This window comes from Specibacter cremeus (assembly GCF_003946885.1).
Lineage (GTDB): Bacteria > Actinomycetota > Actinomycetes > Actinomycetales > Micrococcaceae > Specibacter > Specibacter cremeus.
Genome location: NZ_RWKQ01000021.1, coordinates 45,775 through 67,055, shown reverse-complemented (window position 1 = coordinate 67,055; position 21,281 = coordinate 45,775). Strand labels below are relative to the sequence as shown.

The 21,281-nt window shown below is 70.3% G+C and carries 18 protein-coding genes; 12 read left to right on the top strand and 6 right to left on the bottom strand.

Going from position 1 to position 21,281, the window contains the following annotated elements; translation table 11 throughout:
* The first annotated feature begins 57 nt into the window (after window positions 1-57).
* From hrcA to EJC77_RS10090, 3 genes are read left to right on the top strand one after another with little or no spacing between them, the layout of a single operon-like run.
* The gene (gene hrcA, locus EJC77_RS10100) at window positions 58-1,071 is read left to right on the top strand and encodes a heat-inducible transcriptional repressor HrcA (RefSeq protein ID WP_125612194.1); all 1,014 of its coding nucleotides are present in this window, start codon (window positions 58-60) and stop codon (window positions 1,069-1,071) included.
* 52 nt (window positions 1,072-1,123) lie between these two features.
* On the top strand, window positions 1,124-2,245 hold the full coding sequence (gene dnaJ / locus EJC77_RS10095; protein ID WP_125612192.1) for a molecular chaperone DnaJ: 1,122 nt from the start codon (window positions 1,124-1,126) through the stop codon (window positions 2,243-2,245).
* Between the two features lie 5 nt (window positions 2,246-2,250).
* The gene (locus EJC77_RS10090; RefSeq protein ID WP_125612190.1) at window positions 2,251-3,015 is read left to right on the top strand and encodes a 16S rRNA (uracil(1498)-N(3))-methyltransferase; all 765 of its coding nucleotides are present in this window, start codon (window positions 2,251-2,253) and stop codon (window positions 3,013-3,015) included.
* 29 nt (window positions 3,016-3,044) lie between these two features.
* Here EJC77_RS10090 and EJC77_RS10085 read toward each other — a convergent pair whose 3' ends face one another.
* Window positions 3,045-3,980, bottom strand: coding sequence for a Gmad2 immunoglobulin-like domain-containing protein (locus EJC77_RS10085; protein WP_125612188.1), 936 nt, complete (start codon window positions 3,978-3,980; stop codon window positions 3,045-3,047).
* A gap of 323 nt (window positions 3,981-4,303) precedes the next feature.
* Between EJC77_RS10085 and EJC77_RS10080 the strand changes: the two genes are divergently transcribed.
* From EJC77_RS10080 to EJC77_RS10060, 5 genes are all read left to right on the top strand, one after another.
* Window positions 4,304-5,422, top strand: a complete 1,119-nt coding sequence (locus tag EJC77_RS10080; protein WP_125612186.1) for a PhoH family protein — start codon at window positions 4,304-4,306, stop codon at window positions 5,420-5,422.
* Window positions 5,419-5,892 (top strand): rRNA maturation RNase YbeY, encoded by a 474-nt coding sequence (ybeY, locus tag EJC77_RS10075; protein ID WP_125612226.1) that lies wholly within the window; start codon window positions 5,419-5,421, stop codon window positions 5,890-5,892. Before EJC77_RS10080 ends, ybeY begins: the two co-directional genes overlap by 4 nt.
* Entirely contained in the window at window positions 5,889-7,211 is a 1,323-nt protein-coding gene (locus tag EJC77_RS10070; RefSeq protein ID WP_125612184.1) for a hemolysin family protein, read from the top strand. Before ybeY ends, EJC77_RS10070 begins: the two co-directional genes overlap by 4 nt.
* Window positions 7,204-8,166, top strand: a complete 963-nt coding sequence (gene era, locus EJC77_RS10065; RefSeq protein WP_125612182.1) for a GTPase Era — start codon at window positions 7,204-7,206, stop codon at window positions 8,164-8,166. The genes EJC77_RS10070 and era overlap by 8 nt, the downstream gene beginning before the upstream one ends.
* 104 nt (window positions 8,167-8,270) lie before the next feature.
* Complete coding sequence (locus EJC77_RS10060) at window positions 8,271-9,869, top strand: LCP family protein (protein WP_125612180.1); 1,599 nt, start codon at window positions 8,271-8,273, stop codon at window positions 9,867-9,869.
* A 39-nt stretch (window positions 9,870-9,908) separates the two neighbouring features.
* Here EJC77_RS10060 and EJC77_RS10055 read toward each other — a convergent pair whose 3' ends face one another.
* Complete coding sequence (locus tag EJC77_RS10055; RefSeq protein WP_125612178.1) at window positions 9,909-11,873, bottom strand: M13 family metallopeptidase; 1,965 nt, start codon at window positions 11,871-11,873, stop codon at window positions 9,909-9,911.
* Window positions 11,874-12,139: 266 nt separating this feature from the next.
* On the opposite strand from EJC77_RS10055, the gene leuA reads away from it, so the two are divergent.
* From leuA to EJC77_RS10040, 3 genes are all read left to right on the top strand, one after another.
* Window positions 12,140-13,879, top strand: coding sequence for a 2-isopropylmalate synthase (gene leuA / locus EJC77_RS10050; RefSeq protein WP_125612176.1), 1,740 nt, complete (start codon window positions 12,140-12,142; stop codon window positions 13,877-13,879).
* Window positions 13,880-14,039: 160 nt separating this feature from the next.
* A complete protein-coding gene (gene recO, locus EJC77_RS10045) occupies window positions 14,040-14,792 on the top strand; it encodes a DNA repair protein RecO (protein ID WP_125612174.1) in 753 nt (250 codons plus the stop codon).
* Between the two features lie 87 nt (window positions 14,793-14,879).
* Window positions 14,880-15,662, top strand: a complete 783-nt coding sequence (locus tag EJC77_RS10040; protein ID WP_240630069.1) for an isoprenyl transferase — start codon at window positions 14,880-14,882, stop codon at window positions 15,660-15,662.
* On the opposite strand, the gene EJC77_RS10035 is transcribed toward EJC77_RS10040, so the two are convergent.
* Both EJC77_RS10035 and EJC77_RS10030 read right to left on the bottom strand, forming a co-directional pair.
* Window positions 15,614-16,660 carry an alpha/beta hydrolase gene (locus tag EJC77_RS10035; RefSeq protein WP_125612172.1) on the bottom strand — a complete coding sequence of 349 codons (1,047 nt, stop codon included), beginning with the start codon at window positions 16,658-16,660 and terminating at the stop codon, window positions 15,614-15,616. The two genes, EJC77_RS10040 and EJC77_RS10035, sit on opposite strands and share 49 nt — an antisense overlap.
* Before the next feature lie 8 nt (window positions 16,661-16,668).
* On the bottom strand, window positions 16,669-18,330 hold the full coding sequence (locus EJC77_RS10030) for an FAD-binding dehydrogenase (protein WP_125612170.1): 1,662 nt from the start codon (window positions 18,328-18,330) through the stop codon (window positions 16,669-16,671).
* A 76-nt stretch (window positions 18,331-18,406) separates the two neighbouring features.
* On the opposite strand from EJC77_RS10030, the gene EJC77_RS10025 reads away from it, so the two are divergent.
* Entirely contained in the window at window positions 18,407-19,474 is a 1,068-nt protein-coding gene (locus EJC77_RS10025; protein WP_125612168.1) for a quinone-dependent dihydroorotate dehydrogenase, read from the top strand.
* A gap of 72 nt (window positions 19,475-19,546) precedes the next feature.
* Here EJC77_RS10025 and EJC77_RS10020 read toward each other — a convergent pair whose 3' ends face one another.
* Together EJC77_RS10020 and EJC77_RS10015 are read right to left on the bottom strand one after the other, a co-directional pair.
* Window positions 19,547-20,551: an aldo/keto reductase family protein gene (locus EJC77_RS10020; RefSeq protein WP_125612166.1), complete on the bottom strand. Its 1,005-nt coding sequence runs from the start codon at window positions 20,549-20,551 to the stop codon at window positions 19,547-19,549.
* An 82-nt stretch (window positions 20,552-20,633) separates the two neighbouring features.
* A complete protein-coding gene (locus EJC77_RS10015) occupies window positions 20,634-21,236 on the bottom strand; it encodes a DUF3043 domain-containing protein (RefSeq protein ID WP_125612164.1) in 603 nt (200 codons plus the stop codon).
* Window positions 21,237-21,281 lie beyond the last annotated feature (45 nt).

Sequence of the window (21,281 nt, the reverse complement as noted above, 5' to 3'; positions counted from 1 at the left end):
GGCAGAGTGCTAACCGTGGGCCGGACCCGCACACGCAGTCGTGAGGAGGTGCAGGTCATGAGCGAACCGCGCAAGCTGGAGGTGTTGCGTGCCATCGTCGAGGACTATGTGCACTCCCGCGAACCGGTCGGCTCCAAGGCCCTCGTCGAACGGCACCGGTTGGGCGTCTCCAGCGCGACCATCCGCAACGACATGGCCGCGCTCGAGGAGGAGGGGCTGATCACGGCCCCGCACACGAGTTCCGGGCGCATCCCCACGGACAAGGGCTACCGCCTGTTCGTGGACCAGCTGGCCACCGTCAAGCCGTTGTCGGCGGCCGAACGGCGCGCCATCCACAGCCTGTTGGACGGGTCCCATGACCTCGACGACATCCTGGAACGCACGGTCCGCACGCTGGCGCACCTGACGAACCAGGTCGCCGTCGTCCAGTACCCGCGCTCCGGGCAGGCGACGCTGCGGCACATCGAATTCGTGTCGCTGGGTCCCGGGCAGGTGCTCGTCGTGCTGATCCTGGCCTCCGGGAAGGTGGAGCAGTGCGTCACGGATGTGGGCGCCGTCCTCGACGATGACACGCTCACCGGGCTGCGCAACCAGATGCTGGCCACGCTGAACGGGGAGACCGTCAACCGGCTGCCGTCGCTGCTGCGGGACCTGCCGGCCGACATCGCGGAACCGCTGCGGGGTGTGGCCGGCCGGCTGGCCGGCGCACTCGCCCAGCTGACCGAGGCGGCCCGTGAGGACCGGATCGTGATGGCCGGCACCGCCAACCTGGCCCGCTCCAATGTCGACTTCCCGCTGAGCATCGGCCCCGTCCTGGACGCGCTGGAGGAACAGGTGGTGCTGCTGCGGCTGTTGGAGGACATGGCCCAGGACTCGCTGGGCGTGGCGGTGAGCATCGGCCGGGAGAACCCCTACCGGGCGTTGGCGGAGGCGTCGGTCGTCGCCACCGGCTATGGCCCGGGCGAGGCGGCGAAGCTCGGCGTCCTGGGCCCTACCCGCATGGATTACCCGAACACCATGGCCGCCGTCCGCGCGGTGGCCCGGTACCTGTCCAAGATCCTGGCCGGCTAGCCGGCCCCGCAACCAAACAAGACACACACGATTTCGTAAAGGCGTAAAGACTTTGACCAACCACTACGACGTACTGGGAGTATCCCGCGGCGCGACCGGTGAGGAAATCAAGAAGGCATACCGGAAGCTGGCCCGCAAATTCCACCCGGACGTGAACGGCGGCGACGACGCGCAGGAGAAGTTCAAGGCCGTCACGCACGCCTACGAGGTGCTCTCGGACCCGCAGAAGCGACGCGTGTACGACACCACCGGCAACGAGAACGGCTCCGACAACGGCGCCGGCGGGTTCGCCGGGCAGGGGTTCGCGTTCCAGGACATCTTCGAGACGTTCTTCGGCGGCGGCGGCGGCCAGGGTCCGGAGCCGCGCATGCGCCGCGGCCAGGACGCGCTCATCAACGTCCGCATCGACCTCAAGGAGGCGGTGTTCGGCGTCAACAAGAAGATCGAGGTCGAGACCGCCGTCGTGTGCCCCACCTGCGAGGGCAGCTGCTGCCGTCCGGGCACGCACCCCACCACCTGCGACGTGTGCGGCGGCCGCGGGCAGGTCCAGCGGCCCATGCGCTCCATCCTGGGCCAGGTCATGACGATGGCCACCTGCGGCAGCTGCCAGGGGTTCGGCACCATGATCATCGACCCGTGCAACGAATGCTCGGGCGAGGGCCGCATCCGCAGCCGGCGCAGCCTGACCATCAAGGTTCCCGCCGGCGTCGGCACCGGCACCCGCATCCAGCTGGCCGGGCAGGGCGAGGCGGGCCCCGCCGGCGGCCCCGCCGGCGACCTGTACGTGGAGATGAAGGTCAACAACGATCCGGCGTTCATGCGCGAGGGCGACGACCTGCACGCCACCTTGAGCGTGTCCATGACGGCGGCGGCCCTCGGCACCGGACTCAACCTTGCCACGTTCGACGGCGAGCAGGAGATCAGCATCAAGCCGGGCACCCAGGCCGGCGAGGTCATCACCCTGCGCGGCCTCGGCGTCACCCACCTGCGCGGCTACGGCCGCGGCGACCTGAGGGTGCACGTCCACGTCGAGACCCCCACGAAGCTCGACGCCGCCCAGGAGGAACTGCTCAAGCAGCTGGCCAACCTGCGCGGCGAGGAGTTCACCGAGGGCAAGCTCGTCACCAGCGGCGGCATGTTCGCCCGGCTGCGCGACAAGCTCGGCAACCTCTAGCGCCCGTGACCAACCCGATCTTCCTGGCCGGCGCGGCGGAACTGGCGCCGCTGCGGCCGGGGGACGCGTTCACGCTGACCGGCGCCGAGGCGCGGCACGCCGTGACCGTCAAGCGGTTGGCCGCCGGGGAGGCGGTGGACCTGTCCGACGGCGGCGGGTTGCGGTTGACCTGCACAGTCACCGCCGCGGTGGCGGGGGAGCTGAGCGTGCGCGTCGAGGTGCGGGAGGACGAGCCGGAACCGCCACTGCGGCTGGTGCTCGTCCAGGCGCTGGCCAAGGGTGATCGGGACGAACTGGCCATCGAGACGGCCACCGAGCTGGGCGTCGACGCCGTCGTGCCGTGGCAGGCGGAACGCTCGATCGTGCGGTGGAAGGGCGAGAAGGCGGCCAGGGGTGCCGCCAAGTGGCGCAATGTCGTGGCCGCCGCCGCCAAGCAGGCGCGACGCGCACGCATGCCCGCCGTCGACGAACTCGTCACCTCCCGGCAGCTGGCCGCCCGGGTGGCCGGCGCCGCGCTGGCCATCGTCCTGCACGAGGATGCCACCGACCGGGCCAGGGACGTCGTACGGGATTGGCGGGCCGGCGTGCCCGACACGACCGGGGACATCCTGCTCATCGTGGGACCCGAGGGCGGCATGAGCGCCGCCGAGGTCGACGCGTTCACGGCCGCCGGGGCGCGGCTGGGCCTGCTGGGCCGGCACGTGTTGCGGTCCTCGACGGCGGGACCGGCGGCCGTCGTCGTGCTCAGCGACGAACTGGGCCGCTGGTAGGACCTTGTCCCGGGGGCGTTGGGGGCCGCCTATTTGAGCGTGAACGTCTTGGAATCGACGCCGACCTGGGAGCCCGGCACCGACGGGTCGGCGGTGAACACGCGGATCTCATAGGTTCCCGGCGCGGTCGTCACCTTGAAACTGAAGTCGCCGAGCTTGTCGGCGCCCGCCGCGATGGCGGTGGTCCCCGACTGCACGACGCCGCCACCGACGGCACGCAGCTGCCAATCGAGCGTGCCGGTGCTGGAGATGGCGCGGCCGGAAACCGTCACGGGCGACACCGTGAGCGCCGCGGCCTCGGGCGGGTTCACGACCCAGATGGGCGCCACGAACGTGTTCTCCCGGCTCAACGGATGGTCCAGCACCACCCGGCCGAACGCGTTGAATCCGGTGTGCCCGTCGACCAGGATCGACACCTGCAAGTTGGCGGCCGGGTCGACGAGCCCGGCCATGCTGGCCGCGGCCGTGGCGGTGTAGACCAGTTGGGCGATGGCGCGTTCGGCGATGCCGAGGTCGACCTTCGCGGCGAACGCATCGGCCGAGATGTCAACCGTGATCGTGTTGGTGCCCGAGATCGACACGCCCAGGCGCGACGGCTTGCGCCAGACCGTGAAGTAGTCCGGGTCGGCCGGGCGCTGGCTCGTCATGGCCGTCAGTGCGGCAACGATCGGATCCGCGTCCGGCTGGGCCTTCAGGAACTCCCGGTACAGGAACACGTCGTCGCCGCTGTGTCCCAGCCAGTACACGGGCATGGTGGCGGCCGCCGCCGCGGTCTCCAACGGCAGCGACGTGACCAGCGCGGACGCCGAGCCGCCGGAGGATGCCGGCATGGAGCCGTTGCCGCTGCTCGGGCCGCCGGCCATGCAGCCGCCCAGCGCGAGCACGAGCACGGCCGCCGGAACAACGCCGCCGAGCCCGCGGCGCAGCCGGCCACGGCGGACTGCTGGTGTGCGCGCTGCGGACATGACCGGGCTCTCTCGCTTCGTGTGTGGTTGGTGAGCGCGCACCGCAGACGGCCGGCTCGAACCGTTCAAGCTTGGCACAACCACGGTCGCCGAATGGCCGGTACGGGCCCGGCCGCGGCAACTGCAACCGTATCGAGACACATTCGAGACCGGCACTTGACCGGCCGGCCGACGGCCACCGTCCCCGGGCACTCGGGAAGCACGCGGCCGGGCGCTATATTTAAGGGGAACAACGCCCGACCCGGGCACCCCCAACACGGGATCGTTCACACAGGATCGTTCACACCAAGGAGAGATCGCGAGGCCCCGAGGGGGCCGAACCTATGGCGGAATCAACTTCGGCTCATCCGAGCCAGACAACCGCGGACGGCCTGGGCGCCGCCTTCCCGCACTCCATCGACCATGTCCGCACCGAGCTGCTCAGGTTCGACTCCACCGAACAGATGGTCGCCACGCTCGGCGCCGAGGACGAGGCCCTGCGCATCATCGAGGCCAGCTATCCCGGCGTGTCGCTGCTGGCGCGCGGCAACGAGCTGTCCATCAGCGGCCCCGCCGCCGAGACCGCGACGATCCTGCGGCTGATGACCGAGGCGCGCGGGCTCGTGGCCCGGGCCACGGTGCTCACGCCGGCCGTCTGGGAGCAGCTGGTGTTCATGCTCAAGGCCCGCACACCCTCGTCGCCGGTCGACGTGCTCACCCATGACATCCTGTCCAGCCGCGGGCGCACGGTGCGCCCGAAGACGCTGAACCAGAAGAACTACGTCGACGCCATCGACGAGTTCACGATCGTGTTCGGCATCGGCCCGGCCGGCACCGGCAAGACGTACCTGGCCATGGCCAAGGCGGTGCAGGCGCTGCAGCAAAAGGACGTGACCCGGATCATCCTGACGCGCCCCGCCGTCGAGGCGGGCGAACGCCTCGGCTTCCTGCCCGGCTCGCTCAGCGACAAGATCGACCCCTACCTGCGCCCGCTCTACGACGCGCTGCACGACATGATGGACCCGGAGACGATTCCCCGGCTCATGGCGGCCGGCACCATCGAGGTGGCCCCGTTGGCGTACATGCGCGGCCGGACGCTCAACGACGCGTTCATCATCCTCGATGAGGCGCAGAACACGACGCCGGAACAGATGAAGATGTTCCTCACCCGGCTCGGCTTCGGCTCGAAGATGGTCGTCACCGGCGATGTCACCCAGGTCGACCTGCCGGCGGGCGCCCGGTCCGGGCTGCGCGTGGTCCAGCAGATCCTGCACGGCGTCGAGGACGTGAACTTCTCCCTGCTCGACGCCTCCGACGTCGTCCGGCACCGCCTCGTCGGGGCCATCGTGTCGGCCTACAGCGTCTGGGACGAACAGCAGAACGCCGGTCCCGGGCCCCGCCCGCGCGGGCACAACACGACCGCCGGCACGCCGGCGCAACGAAGGGAACCGTGGAACCGGTGAGCATCGAGGTCAACAACGAATCCGGTGTCGAGGTCGACGCCGAGGACCTGGTCCGGCTCGTCAAGCACGTCCTGTCGGCCATGCACGTGCACCCGGAGACCGAGGTGTCCATCATCCTGGCCGACCTGGACACCATGGAGAAACTGCACATCGAATGGATGGACGAGCCCGGCCCCACGGACGTGTTGTCGTTCCCCATGGACGAGCTGCGCCCCGGCACCCCGGACCGGCCCACCCCCGCCGGGCTGTTGGGCGACATCGTCCTGTGCCCCGCCGTCGCACTCGACCAGGGGAAGGCGGCCGGCCACTCCATGGCGGAGGAGCTGCTGCTGCTCACCACCCACGGGCTGCTCCACCTGCTCGGCTACGACCATGCCGAGCCGGAGGAGAAGGAGGAGATGTTCGGGCTCCAGCGTGAGCTGCTCGCGGGCTTCCTCGGCCGGGCGGCGCCCCGGGAGACCATGCAGTGACAGCCGTTGCCCTGACGGCGGCGGGGATCGTCTTCGTGGCCGTGGCCGCCGTGCTGACGGCCGTCGAGGCGGCACTGAACTACTTCCCGCGCCACGACGCCGAGACCATCGCCGAGCACAGCCGCGGCCGGTCGCTGCAGCGCCTCCTGGCCGAACCCGGCGCGCACATGAACGCGCTGCGCTTCTGGCGGGTCTGGTTCGAGATGGCCGCCGCCGTCGCGGCCGCACTGGCCCTGTCCGCGGCGTTCGGCAACGAATGGCTGGCCGGGCTCGTGGCGACCGTCATCATGGCCGGCATCGGGTTCGTGCTGGTCGGTGTTTCGCCCCGGCAGTTCGGGCGCATGCACGCGGCCGCCGTCGTCGGGCGCACGGCCGGGCTGGTGCACTTCCTCAACCGCGTGCTCGGGCCCGTGCCGCAGTGGCTGGCCGCCCTGGGGCGCACCGTCGCAAAGGACGCGCCCGGCAGCGACGTCGCCTTCGTCAGCGAGGAGGAACTGCGCGAGTTCGTCGACCGGGCCAGCGACTCGGCGGCGATCGAGGACAGCGAGGCCGAGATCATCCAGAGCGTGTTCGACCTGGGCGACACGCTGGTCCGGGCCGTCATGGTGCCGCGCACCGACATTGTCGGCATCGACCAGGATGCCAGCCTCGACGACGCCCTCGACACGTTCCTGGGCTCCGGTTTCTCCCGGATCCCGGTCATCGGCGAGGACACGGACCACATCCTGGGCATCCTGTACCTCAAGGACGTCATGGCGGCCACGCACCGCCTCGCCGAGGCCGGTGCGGGACGCCGGGTGGAGGGGCTGGCCCGGCCGGTGCGGTACGTGCCCGAATCCAAGCCGGCCAGTGACCTGCTGCGCGAACTGCAGCTCGAATCAACGCATGTGGCCATCGTCATCGACGAGTACGGCGGCACGGCCGGGCTCGTGACGCTCGAGGATCTGCTCGAGGAGATCGTGGGCGAGATCATCGACGAATACGATTCGGAGGCCCCCGACGTGACGGACCTGGGCGAGGGCCGGTACCGGGTCCGGGCCCGGCTCGCCGTCGACGAGCTCGGCGAACTGTTCGACCGCGACCTGGACGACGACGAGGTGGACACGGCCGGCGGCCTGCTCGCCAAGCATCTGGGCCGCGTGCCGGTGGTGGGCAGCGTCGTGGTCGTGGCCGGCATCCGGCTGCTGGCCGAGCGGATGGAACCGCGCCGCAACCGGGTCAGCCACATTATTGCCTCCGCCGCCCCGGCGGCGGACACTGAAACCAGGCACGCTGACTCCAGTTCCCAGGGTGCCGCCCACAGGAGTGAAAATGACTAAGCCCGCCCCCGGACGCTTGCCGGAACCCGAGAACGTGGACCACCGGTCCGGCTTTGCCGTGCTCGTCGGCCGGCCCAACGCCGGCAAGTCCACGCTCACCAACGCCCTCGTCGGCGAAAAGGTCGCCATCACCTCGGCCAAGCCGCAGACCACCCGGCACACGATCCGCGGCATCGTGCATCGTGACGATTACCAGCTGGTGCTCGTCGACACGCCCGGGCTGCACCGTCCCCGCACCCTGCTCGGCCAGCGCCTCAACGACCTGGTCGCCGACACGCTCGCCGAGGTCGACGCCATCGGCTTCTGCCTGCCCGCCAATGAGAAGATCGGCCCCGGCGACCGGTTCATCGCACAGCAGCTGGCCAACGTCGGCCGCAAACCGGTCATCGCCATCGTCACGAAGACGGACACCGTGGACCGGCAGGGCGTGGGCGAGGCGCTCATCGCCGTCGAGTCGCTGGGACGGGAGGTCTTCGGCGCCGACGGGTTCGCCGCCGTCGTGCCGGTCTCCGCCGTCAAGGACTTCCAGGTCGACACCGTCGCGAAGGTCCTCTCCGGCTACCTGCCGCTCGGCCCGGCGCTGTACCCGGACGGGGAACTGACCGACGAACCCGAGGCCGTGATGGTCGCCGAGCTGGTGCGCGAGGCCGCGCTGGAGGGCGTGCGCGACGAGCTGCCGCACTCGCTGGCCGTCGTCGTGGAGGAGATCGTGCCCCGTGAGGGCCGCAGCGAGGACAACCAGCTGCTCGACGTTCGCGTGAACCTGTACGTGGAACGGCCGTCGCAAAAGGCCATCGTCATCGGTCGCGGCGGCGCCCGGCTCCGGGACGTCGGGACCACCGCGCGCAAGGGCATCGAGGCGTTGCTGGGCACCCGCGTGTACCTGGACCTGCACGTGAAGATCGCCAAGGACTGGCAACGCGACCCCAAGCAGCTTGTCAAGCTCGGATTCTGACCCCGGCGCCACACCCGCGACGTGCACAGCCGGCGTGAAGCTGGTTTCCAGAGAGCACCCGTAAGCTTGTCTCTTGTTCATTGAAGTCTTCGAGAGGTTCATCCATGGGGCGACGCCGCGCCAGCACGCCGGCCGACAGGTCTGCCGGACCCGGACAGCCTGACTCGGCCCCGGCCGGCGAGCCCGCCGGCCGGCACTTCGCCGTCCCCAAGTCCGCACGGCTGTGGCTGAAACTCACCGCGCTGGGCCTGGCCCTCGTCCTCGTCGTCGCGGTGGGCGGCGCCGGTTTCCTGTTGTGGCGGTTGCAGCAGAACGTGCACACCGACGACCTGAACGCGGCGGTCACGCTGCCGAAGTCGACGACGACCGAGGACACCGGGTCGATGCAGATCCTGATCCTGGGCACCGACACGCGCGCCGGCGCCAACAGCGAATACGGCACCACGGCGGACTCCGGCGGCTCGGGCAACTCCGACGTCATGCTGCTGATGAACATCTCCGCGGACAACTCCAACGTGAGCATCACCAGCTTCCCGCGCGACCTCATGGTGCCGATCCCGGCCTGCCGCAACTCCCAGACGGGACAGGTCATCCCGGCCCAGCCCATGGCCCAGCTGAACTCCGCACTGCTGGAGGCCGGGCCCGGGTGCACCGTCGCGGCCATCAACCAGCTGACCGGCCTGACCATCGACCACTTCATGCTGGCCGACTTCACGGCCGTGAAGGAACTGTCCAACGCGATCGGCGGCGTGCAGGTGTGCGTCGACCACGCCATGTACGACGACAACGGCTCCGGCCTGCGCCTGCCGGCCGGCAAGAGCCTGGTCCAGGGTGAACAGGCCCTGGCATTCCTGCGCACGCGGCACGCGTTCGGGGACGCCAGCGACCTCGCCCGCATCAAGGCCCAGCAGTACTTCCTCGGCTCGCTCGTGCGCAAGATCAAGACCGACGGCACGCTGACGAACCTGCCCATGCTCTACAACCTGGCGAACGTCGTCACGAAGAACCTGACGATCGACAAGGGCCTGGCGAACATCCCGGACATGATCTCCATCGCGACCCGGCTGAGCAAGATCGACCCGGCCAATGTCGCGTTCATCACCGTGCCCAACGAGGCGTGGGTACAGGACTCCAACCGCGTGCAGCTGAAGGAGCCCGACGCCGGGCAGCTGTTCGCCGGGCTGCGCAACGACGCCGACTTCACCGGTCACGCGAAGGCGTCCCCGAGCGCCACGGCACACCCCACGGCGGGCGGCGCGTCCGGCACGCCGGGCGCCACGCACTCCACGGCGCCGTCCCCGGCAGCGCCGGCGGCCCCCGCCTATGACAAGGCCGTGCAGCCGATCGGCGTCGTGAACGCCACGGGTGCCCCCGGCCGGGCCGACGACCTGCTAGCGGCGCTGGCCAAGGACGGGTTCACGGCTGCACAGAACTTCGGTGACGTCGCCGCGCAGCACACCACGAAGATCGCCTACGGGCCGAACATGGGCGACGTGGCCGCGGATGTCGCCAAGCTGTTCCACATCCCGGCCTCCGCCGTCGTCAGCGACCCCACGGTCAGCGGCGTGCAGCTGGTCGCCGGGACCGACTGGATCTCCGGCACCACCTTCGGCAAGACCGAACTGCCGAAGGACATCGTCTCCAGCACGGCGGCCGAGAAGAACGAGTGCCTGGTCGTCAATCCGTTGTTCTACACGAACTGACGCCAGGCATCCGACCGGCGGTTCATGGCCGGCGGGCCGCTACCAGATGCTCACCCGCGCATCCGGTTCCAGCCACAGCCCGTCCGCCGGCCCCGTGCCGAACGCCTCGTGGAAGGCGTCCAGATTGCGCACCACGGCGTTGCAGCGCCATTCGGCGGGGGAGTGCGGGTCGATGGCCAGGCGCCGGACCGCCTCCTCGGTGCGGATCTTCGAGCGCCAGCATTCGGCCCACGAGTAGAAGAACCGTTGCGCGCCCGTGAGCGAGTCGATCTCCGGTGCCGGGGAGCCGTCCAGGTCGAGCAGGTACGCCTTGTAACCGATGGCCAGCCCGCCCAGGTCGCCGATGTTCTCGCCGAGCGTGAGCTTGCCGTTGACCGTGTGGCCGGGCGCCGCCGCCGGTTCAAGCACCTCGTACTGGCCCACCAGACGCGCCGTGAGGGCCTCGAACGCGGCCCGGTCCACATCGGTCCACCAGTTGCGCAGGGCGCCGGATCCGTCGAACTGGGAACCCTGGTCGTCGAACCCGTGGCCGATCTCATGGCCGATCACGGCCCCGATGCCGCCGTAATTCGCCGCGGCGTCGGCCTCGGCATCGAAGAACGGCGGTTGCAGGATGGCGGCCGGGAACACGACCTCGTTCATGGTCGGGTTGTAGTAGGCGTTGACGGTCTGCGGGGTCATGAACCATTCATCCCGGTCGATGGGGGCGCCGATCTTGGCCAGCTGGCGCGCCAGCTCGAACGCATACGACCGTTCCACGTTGCCGGGCAGGTCGCCGTCGACGATCTCCAGCGTCCCGTAGTCGCGCCACTTGGCCGGGTAGCCGATCTTCGGCGTGAACGCGTCGAGCTTCGCCAGCGCCTTCGCGACGGTGTCCTCGCTCATCCAGGCCAGCCCCGCGATGGACTGCCGGTACGCTTCGACCAGGTTGCCGACCAGGGCCTCCATGCGCGCCTTGTGCGTCTGGGGGAAATGTTCGGCCACGTACAGCTGGCCGACCGCCTCGCCCAGGGCCCCCTCGACGAGGGCGACGCCGCGCTTCCAGCGGTCCTTGATGACCGGCGTGCCGCTGAGGGTGGTGCCGTAGAACGCGAAGTTCGCGTCGACGAAGTCGTCCGACAAATAAGGGGCCGCCGCGGATACCGTCCGCCAGGCCAGCCACGCCTGCCAGTCCGCCAACCGGTCGGCAACGAGCAGGGGGGCCTGGCCGCGGAAGAAGTCGGGCGTGGCGACGACGATCTCGGCCGTGTGCGCCGCGGACAGGCCGAGGCCCTCGAACCAGTCACGCAACAGCGGCAGCATCGCCACCACGTCCGATCCGGACATCAGGTTGTATGTTTTCTGCGGGTCGCGCAGCGTCACGGTGTCCCAGTGCGTGGCGGCGATCTCCGTCTCCAGGGCCAGGATCCGCGCGGCCTTGGCACCGGCCCCGGGCACTCCGGCCAGGGTCAGCATGGTTTCGATGTGCGGGACGTAGGCGTCGCGGATGCCCGCGTACTTTTCCTCCCGGTAGTACGACTCATCCGGCAATCCCAGCCCCGACTGGTGCAGGTGCAGCAGCGCGCGGTCGGGATTGCCGGCGTCGTTGTTCACATAGGTGCCGAACAGGCCGTCGCCGCCGGCGGCGTCGAACGCGCCCATCAGGGTGACGAGCGCGGACACGGAGCCGGCCGCCTCGATGGCGGCCAGCTTCGGTGCCAGCGGGGCGCCCGCCCGTTCGGCGATGCCGGCCTCGTCCATGAAGCTGGCGTACAGGGCCCCGATCTTCGCCTCCACGCTGCCGGCCTCGGCCGCACCGAACGTGGCCCGGTCGGCGGCGCGTTCGATGATGGTGCGCACGGCCGCCTCGGCGTCATCGCGCAGCGCAACGAACGATCCGCTGATCGCCCGGTCATCGGGGATGGTCTCCGCCGCCAGCCACTTGCCGTTCACATGCTGGTACAGGTCGTCTTGCGGCCGGACCGCCTGGTCAACATTGGCGAGGTTGATGCCGGAGTGCGTCATGGGAGAGGCTGCCCTTCGGGTCGGGGATGCTGGTGCGTTTCCTCCTCATCGTACGCGGCGTGCTAGGCTGAAATCGTGCGCACTGGAATGCTTCTTCTTAGCTGCCGCGGCGAGGCCTCCTTCACGGCGTCCTAGGTTTCCCGAGCCGGGTTCTTCCGAACCCCCGGGCCCTGACCTGCCGGATGATTTGGCCGCCCCTCGCTGCGGAGTTCGTGGTGCCCGGCCGACCTTCATCCTCATCGATTCACACGCAAAGGTCACATCCCATGCAGAACGCACAAAAGCCCTCGGGCATGCCCGTCCACCGCTACATCCCGTTCCAGGACCAGATCACCGTCGAACTGGCGAACCGCACCTGGCCGGACAAGCTCATCACGAAGGCGCCGCGCTGGTGCGCCGTCGACCTGCGCGACGGGAACCAGGCCCTGATCGACCCGATGAGCCCGGCCCGCAAACTGAAGTTCTTCAAGCTGCTGGTCCAGATGGGCTACAAGGAGATCGAGGTCGGCTTCCCGTCCGCCTCGCAAACCGACTTCGACTTCGTCCGCCAGCTCATCGAGGGCGGCCACATCCCCGACGACGTCACCATCCAGGTCCTCACCCAGGCCCGTGAACACCTGATCGAGCGCACCTACGAGGCGCTGGCCGGGGCCAAGACGGCCATCGTCCACCTGTACAACTCCACCTCGGTGCTCCAGCGCAAGGTCGTGTTCCGCCAGGACCAGGACGGCATCATGGACATCGCGCTGCAGGGCGCCCGGCTGTGCAAGAAGTACGAGGAAACGCTCGAGGACACGAAGATCACCTACGAGTACTCGCCGGAGTCGTTCACCGGCACCGAGCTCGACTACGCCGTGCGCGTGTGCAACGCCGTGGCCGACATCTTCGAGGCGTCCGCCGACAACCAGGTCATCGTGAACCTGCCGGCGACCGTGGAGATGGCCACCCCGAACGTGTACGCCGACTCCATCGAATGGATGAGCCGCAACCTGCACCCGCGCGAGGGCATCATCCTCTCCCTGCACCCGCACAACGACCGGGGCACCGGCGTGGCCGCCGCGGAACTGGGGTACCTGGCCGGCGCGGACCGGATCGAGGGCTGCCTGTTCGGCAACGGCGAACGGACCGGCAACGTCGACCTGGTCACCCTGGGCCTGAACATGTTCAGCCAGGGCATCGACCCTATGATCGACTTCTCCAACATCGACGAGATCCGCCGCACGGTCGAGTACTGCAACCAGCTGCCCGTCGGGGAGCGTGTCCCGTACGGCGGCGACCTGGTCTTCACCGCATTCTCCGGCTCCCACCAGGACGCGATCAAGAAGGGGCTGGAGGCCCTCGAGGCGGAGGCCGCGGAGGCCGGCGTCCCGGTCGACGACTTCACGTGGGCCGTGCCGTACCTGCCGATCGACCCGAAGGACCTGGGCCGCAGTTACGAGGCCGTGATCCGCGTCAACTCGCAGTCCGGCAAGGGCGGCGTGGCCTACCTGCTCAAGAACGAACACAACCTGGACCTGCCGCGGCGCGCCCAGATCGAGTTCTCCGGCGTCATCCAGAAGCGCACCGACACGGTGGGCGGGGAGGTCAGCGCCGACGAACTGTGGGGCATCTTCTCCGACGAATACCTGCCCGCCGAGGACCACGGCAGCGCCTGGGGCCGTTACCGGATCGGCCCGTTCAGCGCGTCGACCGACGACGCCGGCGAGGTCACCCTTGTGGCGACCCTTTCGATCGACGGGACAACGGTCAAGCGGACCGGCACCGGCAACGGCCCGATCGCGGCCCTGCTGGCCATCCTGGGCGAGGACGGCGTCGACGTGCGCGTCCTGGACTACACGGAGCACGCGCTGTCCGAAGGCGGCAACGCCCGCGCCGCCGCCTACGTCGAATGCGCGGTCGGCGAACGCGTGCTGTGGGGCGCCGGCATCGACGCGAACACCGTCACGGCGTCGCTGAAGGCCGTCATCTCCGCCGTCAACCGGGCGGTGCGCGACTCCCGCGCCTGAGCAGGGTCGCGCTCCCCAGCCGCTCCCCACCCTCGCAAGCTCGGGCGGGGCCCCTCGCGGCCGTGGGCCCAGGCTCGACCACCGGTGGTCGAGCCTGTCGAGACCCCGTGGGGCGAGACCCCGTCGAGACCCTGTCGTACAAGAGTGGGAGAATGGGATGGTGTCCAATTCTTCGTTCGCCGCACGCACCTACCGGGACGACGCCGTCGTGCTGCGCACGCACAAGCTGGGCGAGGCCGACCGCATCATCACGATGCTGACCCGCCGGCACGGCCAGGTGCGTGCCGTGGCGCGCGGTGTCCGGCGCACCAGCAGCAAGTTCGGCGCTCGGCTGGAGCCGTTCATGGTGGCCGACGTGCAGTTCGTGCACGGGCGCAGCCTCGACATCGTGGCCCAGGCGGTGGCCACGGGCATCTACGGGCAGGCCATTGCCGCCGACTATGACAAGTACACGGTCGCCGCGGCCATGACCGAGACCGCGGAACGGCTCACCGACATCGACGGGGAGACGTCCACGGCGCACTACCTGCTGCTCGTCGGGGCGCTGGCCTCGCTGAGCCGCCACGCGCACGCGCCCGAGCTCATCCTCGACTCGTACCTGTTGCGGGCCATGTCGATCGCCGGCTGGGCCCCGAGCTTCGGCGACTGCGCCCGGTGCGGGGAACCCGGCCCGCACCAGGCGTTCAACGCCGCCCTGGGCGGGGCCGTGTGCACCGGCTGCCGCCCGCCCGGTTCCGCGTCGCCCGCGCCGGAGACCATGGCGCTGCTGGGTACCCTGCTGGCCGGCGACTGGGCCGGCGCGGACGCGTCCGTGCCCGGCGCCCGGCGCGAGGCGGCCGGGCTGGTCGCCGCCTATGTGCAATGGCATCTTGAACGAACCGTCCGATCCCTGAAACTCGTGGAGCGTGCATAACCCGTGTCGTCCTTGCCAGGCAGGCAGTCAAGAACGCCGTCAGCGAAACCCTCCGGCACCGGCCGGAACCCGGCCAAGCCCCCCGTCGTGGCGCCGTGGCCGCATCCGTCCGGCGCCGTCGCCCCGGCCATCCCCGCCGGGCTCGTGCCGCGGCACGTGGCGATCGTCATGGACGGCAACGGCCGCTGGGCGAACCAGCGCGGGCTGCCACGCATCGAGGGGCACAAGGCGGGGGAGCCGGCCCTGCTGGACGTCATGGCCGGTGCCATCGAGCTGGGCATCAAGTATGTGAGCGTGTACGCGTTCTCCACGGAGAACTGGAAGCGGTCGCCGGAGGAGGTGCGCTTCCTGATGGGATTTAACAAGGATGTGCTGCGACGCCAGCGCGACCAGCTGGACGCCTGGGGCGTGCGCGTCCGCTGGGCGGGGCGCAAGCCACGGCTGTGGGGGTCGGTGATCAAGGAACTCGAGGTCGCCGAGGAACATACACGGGACAACGACACCGTGACGTTGACAATGTGTGTTAATTACGGCGGCCGGGCCGAGATCGCCGACGCCGTGGCGGCACTGGCCCGCGACGTGGCCGACGGCAGGGTCAGCCCACGCGCCGTGAACGAGAACACCATCCAGCGCTACCTCTACAACCCCGACCTGCCCGACGTGGACCTGTTCCTGCGCTCCAGCGGCGAACAACGGTTGTCCAACTTCCTGCTGTGGCAATGCGCCTATGCCGAGTTCGTGTTCATGGACACGCTGTGGCCGGATGTCGACAGGCGCACGCTGTGGCGGGCCGTGGACGAGTACGCGCGCCGCGACCGGCGCTACGGGGCGGCCGTCGACGCGGCGCCGGCGGGCACGGCCGGGCCGTAGGCGCGCAGCCAGTCCGCCAGGTCGGCGAACAGCTGCCGGCGCACCGGCGCGGCGGACAATGCGACATCGTGCAGGGCCCCGTCGTACCTGTTGACGGTGACGCGGCGGCCAACCGACAGGGCGAGGCGGGCCATGACATCGACCTCGATCACGGCGTCGGCGCCCATGGCCGCCGGCGTCCACAGCGGCTGGATCAGCGAGCGGCGGCTGAGCAGCACCAGCACGGGGGCGTCGATGGCCAGTCCGGCGTTGACCTGGGCGTGCCCGGCCAGCACGGCCCGCATCCAGCCGGCCCGGAACGGGAACGAACCCCTGGGCCGCCAGTCCGGGTTGATGTCCCATTCGCCGTGCGCCTCATTGGACAGGCTCTCCCAGTAGGCCGGCCACTCCGGGTGCCTGAACACGCGCAAGGGGTCGGACTTCGCGAACGGGCCCAGGATGGCCGTGGCGATCTGGCGCAGGAACCGGCTGCCCTGCAGCTCCAGCCAGGGGGAATTGAGGATGAGCGAGGCCAATTCGCCCGGGTGCCGGTGCGCCCACAGCGCGGACGTCAGACCGCCCAGCGAGTGGCCCATCAGGTGGATGCGCGGCGGGCCGTCCGGGGTGGCGGCCTCCCGCCGGATGACCGCCAGCGCCGCGCCCAGGTCGGCGTCGTAGTCGGCCAGGTCGGCCACGTAGCCGCGCAGCGAACCCGGGACCAGGCTGCGGCCGTAGTTGTGCAGGTCGATGGCGTAGAACCTGACCCCGTGCCGGGCGAAGAAACCGGCGAGCCCGGTATTCATGAAATAGTCGCACCATCCGTGCACGTAGAGCACGGCATGGGGGGTAGCCGCCCGGGCGGCGGCCCGGGCCGGCGGGACATGCCGGACCAGGGTGGCCAGGATGGGGCCGCCGGCGTCCTCGCCCAGGGGCAGCCGGAGCCGCTCGAACCCCGGGCCCAGGTCGTCGGGCTCCCACCCCGTCGCCTCCCGCCTGCCGTGCGTGCCGTCGTCGTCCATGTCCCGACTCAGGACGAAGCCGCGGCCGCGCGCCCGGCGACCCGGCCGGAGAACAGGCAGCCGCCCAGGAACGTGCCCTCCAGGGCGCGGTACCCGTGCACCCCGCCACCGCCGAACCCGGCCACCTCGCCGGCGGCGTACAACCCGGGGATGGGGCGGCCGGCCGCGCCGAGCACGCGCGCCTGAAGGTCCGTCTGCAGGCCGCCGAGGCTCTTGCGGGTGAGCACGGACAACCGGACGGCGATGAGCGGACCGTGTTCGGGGGCCATCATCCGGTGCGGGGGCACCACGCGCATCAGCTTGTCGGTGGCGAAGCGCCGGGCCGCGCGGATGGCGGCCAGCTGCCCGTCCTTGCCGAGCCCACAGGCCACCTGCGCGTCGCGGGCCGCGATCGTGTCGAACAGGGCCTGCGGGTCGATCAGGTCGGTGCCGGTGAGCGTGTTCATCCGGATGGCCAGCTCCTGCGCGGTGGTGGCCTGCAGGAAGTCGACACCGTGGTCCAGGAAATGCCGCACCGGACCCACCGAGCCGGGCAGCGCGCGTTTGGCCAGCAGCAACACGTCGCGGCCGGTCAAATCCGGGTTCTGCTCGGACCCGGACAGGGCGAACTCCTTGTCGATGATGGTCTTGTTCAACACGAACCATGAATAGTCGAAACCGCCGACGGTGATGTGCCGCAGCGCGCCCAGCGAGTCGAAGCCCGGGTACAGCGGCCCCGGCAGGCGGCGGCCGGTCGCGTCCAGCCACAGCGACGACGGCCCGGCCAGGATCCGGATGCCGTGGTCCGGCCAGACCGGGTCGGTGTTGTGGATGCCCTCCGGGTAGTGCCACATCCGGTCCTTGTTCACCACGCGCCCGCCGGCCGCCTCCACGACCGCCTGGAACGCCCCGTCCACCGACGCCGGGACGCCGGTGATCAGGCGTGCCGGCGCGCCGCCGGGCCACAGCCGGCGGACCAGGTCGTGATTGCCGCCGATGCCGCCGGTGCCGACGACGACGGCGCCGGCCGCCTCGAATTCGCCGGTGACCTCCCGGCTGCTGGCCTCCCCGCGGGCGGCCCCGGACGCGGAGAGCACATGGCCGCGCACGCCCGTGACCCGGCCGTCGTGCACCACCAGTTCGGTGGCGCGGTGCCGGAACGCATACGTCACCCGGCCGGCCGCGACGCCCTCGGCGACCTTGGCGATGAAGGGGGCCAACACGCCCGGGCCGGTGCCCCACGTGACGTGGAAGCGCGGCACCGAATTGCCGGGCCCCTGCCCGTCATAGCCGCCACGCTCGGCCCACTGCACGAGCGGGAAGAAGCGCACCCCCAGCGCGTGCAGCCAGGCGCGCTTCTCGCCGGCGGCGAAGTCGACGTAGGCGTGCGCCCACTTCCGCGCCCACCCGTCCTCGGGCCGGTCGAACCCGGCCGAGCCGAGCCAGTCGGAGAGCGCCAGCTCGGCGTTGTCCTTCACGCCCAGGTGGCGTTGCTCGGGGGAGTCGACCAGGAACATGCCGCCGAACGACCAGTGCGCCTGCCCGCCGAGGGACGCCTCCGGCTCCTGGTCCAGCACGATTACGCGGCACCCGGCGTTGTACGCCTCGGCGGCCGCGACAAGGCCTGCCAGGCCGGCGCCGACCACGACGACGTCGGCCTGCATGCTTGCGATGGTGCCCACGGTGTCCATGGCGCCATGCTATGCGATGCGCGCCGGGGTGGTCGCGGTTTTGGAATCGGGGTGGCCACACGGGAAACTGGTAGCCATGCGCATCTACCCCGCCTTCTTCCGTGTGTGCTTTTCCTGGATGGACGCCGAACGGGCCCACACGATCGGTTTCACCCTCATCAAGGCCGCCCACAGGGTGGGGGCCGGCGCGGTGCTGCGGCGCATGTTCGCGGTGCCGGCGTCGCTGCGCACCGAGGCGCTGGGGTTGACATTCCCGAGCCCGTTCGGACTCGCCGCGGGCTTCGACAAGGAGGGCCGCGGCATCGGCGCACTGGCCAACCTGGGCTTCGGGCACGTCGAGGTCGGAACCATCACCGGCGCCGCGCAGCCGGGCAATCCGCAACCCCGGCTGTTCCGCCTCGTGGCGGACCGGGCCGTCATCAACCGGATGGGATTCAACAACGACGGCGCCGCCGCCGTCGCCCCCCGGCTCGCGGCCGCAGCCCGCGAACTGCACAACACCTATGGGGACGTGCGCCCGGTCATCGGCGTCAACATCGGCAAGACGAAGGCCGTGGAACTCGACCAAGCGCTGGCGGACTATCTCGTCAGCGCCCGCACGCTCGCGCCGACGGCAGACTACCTGGTGGTCAATGTCAGCTCGCCCAACACGCCCGGGCTGCGACTGCTGCAGGACGTGGGGACGCTGCGCCCGCTGCTGGCCGGTGTGCGCGCGGCGGCCGACGAGTCCGCCGGACGGCACGTGCCCTTGCTGGTGAAGATCGCCCCGGACCTCAGCGACGGGGACATCGACGACGTGGCCGCCCTTGCCCTGGACATGGGCCTGGACGGCATCATCGCCACGAACACGACGATAGGCCGCGATGGCCTCGTCTCCGATCCGGCCCTCGTCGCCCGGCACGGTGCCGGCGGGCTGTCCGGGGCGCCGTTGAAGGAACGATCGCTGGAGGTGCTGCGCCGGCTCAAGGCCGCCACGGGGGACCGGCTCGTACTCATCGCCGTCGGCGGCGTGGAGACGGCCGCCGACGTCCAGCAGCGGCTGGACGCCGGCGCCACGCTCGTGCAGGGCTACACGGCGTTCCTGTACGACGGCCCGTTCTGGGCCAACCGCATCAACAAGGGGCTGGCCAAGCTGCGCCGGTGATCGGGCCCCCGGCGATCGAGCCCCCGGTGGTCGAGCCGCCGGTGATCGAGCCTGTCGAGATCTGGGCGATCCTCACGCGACGCGCGTGGGTGGGCTGAGCGTCAGCGCCGGGTCGCGTTCGACGACGCCCGCCAGGGCGTCGTCGATGGCTGCCAGCAGTTCCGCCGGGATCCGCACCCCGGACGCCTTCACGTTCTCGGCCACCTGTTCCGGGCGGGACGCGCCCACCAGGGCGGTGGCCACGTTGTCGTTCTGCAGCACCCAGGCGATGGCCAGCTGTGACATGGCCAGGCCGAGCTCGTCGGCGATCGGGCGCAGCCGCTGCACGCGCTCGAGCACGTCCTCGCCCATGAAGCGCTGGATGGTGTCCTTGCCGCCATGCTCATCCGTGGCCCTGGACCCGGCCGGTGCGGGCTGGCCGGGCAGGTATTTGCCCGACAGCACCCCCTGCGCCATGGGGGACCAGACGACCTGTGACATGCCAAGTTCCCGGCAGGCGGGCACGACCTCGGGTTCGATGACCCGCCACAGTGCCGAGTACTGCGGCTGGTTGGAGACGAGCGAGAAGCCGGCCTGGCGGGCCAGGACCTGGCCGCGGCGCAGCTGGTCGGCGGACCATTCGCTCACGCCGATGTACAGCGCCTTGCCGGCCCGCACCACGTCGCCGAACGCGGCGATGGTCTCCTCCAATGGCGTCTCGTGGTCGAAGCGGTGGGCCTGGTACAGGTCCACATAGTCCATGCCGAGCCGGCGCAGCGAGCCGTTGATGCCCTCCATGATGTGCTTGCGGGACAGGCCGGTGTCGTTCGCCCCCTTGGGCCCGACCGGCCAGTACACCTTCGTGAACACCTCCAGGGACTCGCGCCGCTGGCCGGCGAGGGCCTTGCCGAGCACTTCCTCGGCGGCGCCGTTGGCATAGGCGTCCGCGGTGTCGAACGTGGTGATGCCGGCATCAAGGGCGGCACGCACGCAGGCGGCCGCGACGTCGTTCTCGACCTGCGAACCGTGCGTGAGCCAGTTGCCGTACGTGATTTCTGTGATCTTCAGGCCGGAGCGGCCAAGGTAGCGGTATTCCATGCGCCCAGCCTACCCACCCCATCGACGACGACGCCGGTCCCCTCCGTGGGAGGGACCGGCGTCGTCGGAATGTGGTTGGGGACTATTTGGGCCACTCGCCGCGTTTGACCATGGGCTTGGGCAGGCGCAGCCGGCGGAACTGCAGCGAACGCATGCTGGCGTACCAGACGACGCCCGGATTGACCGAACCGAACTTGGCGCCGATCTGCCGCTTGAGCTTGCGGGTCATGAGGAACGCGTCGATGACGACGGCGAGCACCAGGACCCAGAAGAAGCCGAAGACCAGGATCTGCGTCTGGCTGGTCACCGGCACGGCGATGGAGAGCACCACGATGGCCAAGGCGGCGAACATGACGTACTCGCCCAGGCTGAAGCGGGCGTCGACGAAGTCTCGGGCGAAGCGCTTCTGCGGGCCCTTGTCACGGGCCGGCAGGAACCGTTCGTCGCCGGTGTCCAGGGCGCGGCGCATCCGGGCCTGCTCCTCGCGGCGGGCGTCCCGGGCGGCCACCTTCGCGGCGGCCCGGTCGTTGGGCACCAGGGGACGCTTGCGGGCGGCCTCCTGCGCCTTGCGCGACGGGGTCGGTGCGCCCTTGGCGGCCCGCGGGTCGGTGGCCCGGGTGGCGGCCTCGCTCGGTGCCGGCGTCACCGGCTGGGCACTGGGGTCGTCTTTCTTTCGTCCAAACACCCCTCAAGACTACCGTGGCCGACGCCCCGCGGGCACCGGTGCCCG

What these genes read in the sequence shown, in the direction of transcription:
- EJC77_RS10020 (WP_125612166.1), bottom strand. Translation starts at nt 20,551, where the DNA reads ATGGAATACCGCTACCTTGGCCGCTCCGGCCTGAAGATCACAGAAATC.
- EJC77_RS10085 (WP_125612188.1), bottom strand. Translation starts at nt 3,980, where the DNA reads ATGTCCGCAGCGCGCACACCAGCAGTCCGCCGTGGCCGGCTGCGCCGC.
- leuA (WP_125612176.1), top strand. Translation starts at nt 12,140, where the DNA reads ATGCAGAACGCACAAAAGCCCTCGGGCATGCCCGTCCACCGCTACATC.
- EJC77_RS10080 (WP_125612186.1), top strand. Translation starts at nt 4,304, where the DNA reads ATGGCGGAATCAACTTCGGCTCATCCGAGCCAGACAACCGCGGACGGC.
- era (WP_125612182.1), top strand. Translation starts at nt 7,204, where the DNA reads ATGACTAAGCCCGCCCCCGGACGCTTGCCGGAACCCGAGAACGTGGAC.
- EJC77_RS10055 (WP_125612178.1), bottom strand. Translation starts at nt 11,873, where the DNA reads ATGACGCACTCCGGCATCAACCTCGCCAATGTTGACCAGGCGGTCCGG.
- EJC77_RS10035 (WP_125612172.1), bottom strand. Translation starts at nt 16,660, where the DNA reads ATGGACGACGACGGCACGCACGGCAGGCGGGAGGCGACGGGGTGGGAG.
- hrcA (WP_125612194.1), top strand. Translation starts at nt 58, where the DNA reads ATGAGCGAACCGCGCAAGCTGGAGGTGTTGCGTGCCATCGTCGAGGAC.
- EJC77_RS10030 (WP_125612170.1), bottom strand. Translation starts at nt 18,330, where the DNA reads ATGGACACCGTGGGCACCATCGCAAGCATGCAGGCCGACGTCGTCGTG.
- EJC77_RS10060 (WP_125612180.1), top strand. Translation starts at nt 8,271, where the DNA reads ATGGGGCGACGCCGCGCCAGCACGCCGGCCGACAGGTCTGCCGGACCC.
- EJC77_RS10025 (WP_125612168.1), top strand. Translation starts at nt 18,407, where the DNA reads ATGCGCATCTACCCCGCCTTCTTCCGTGTGTGCTTTTCCTGGATGGAC.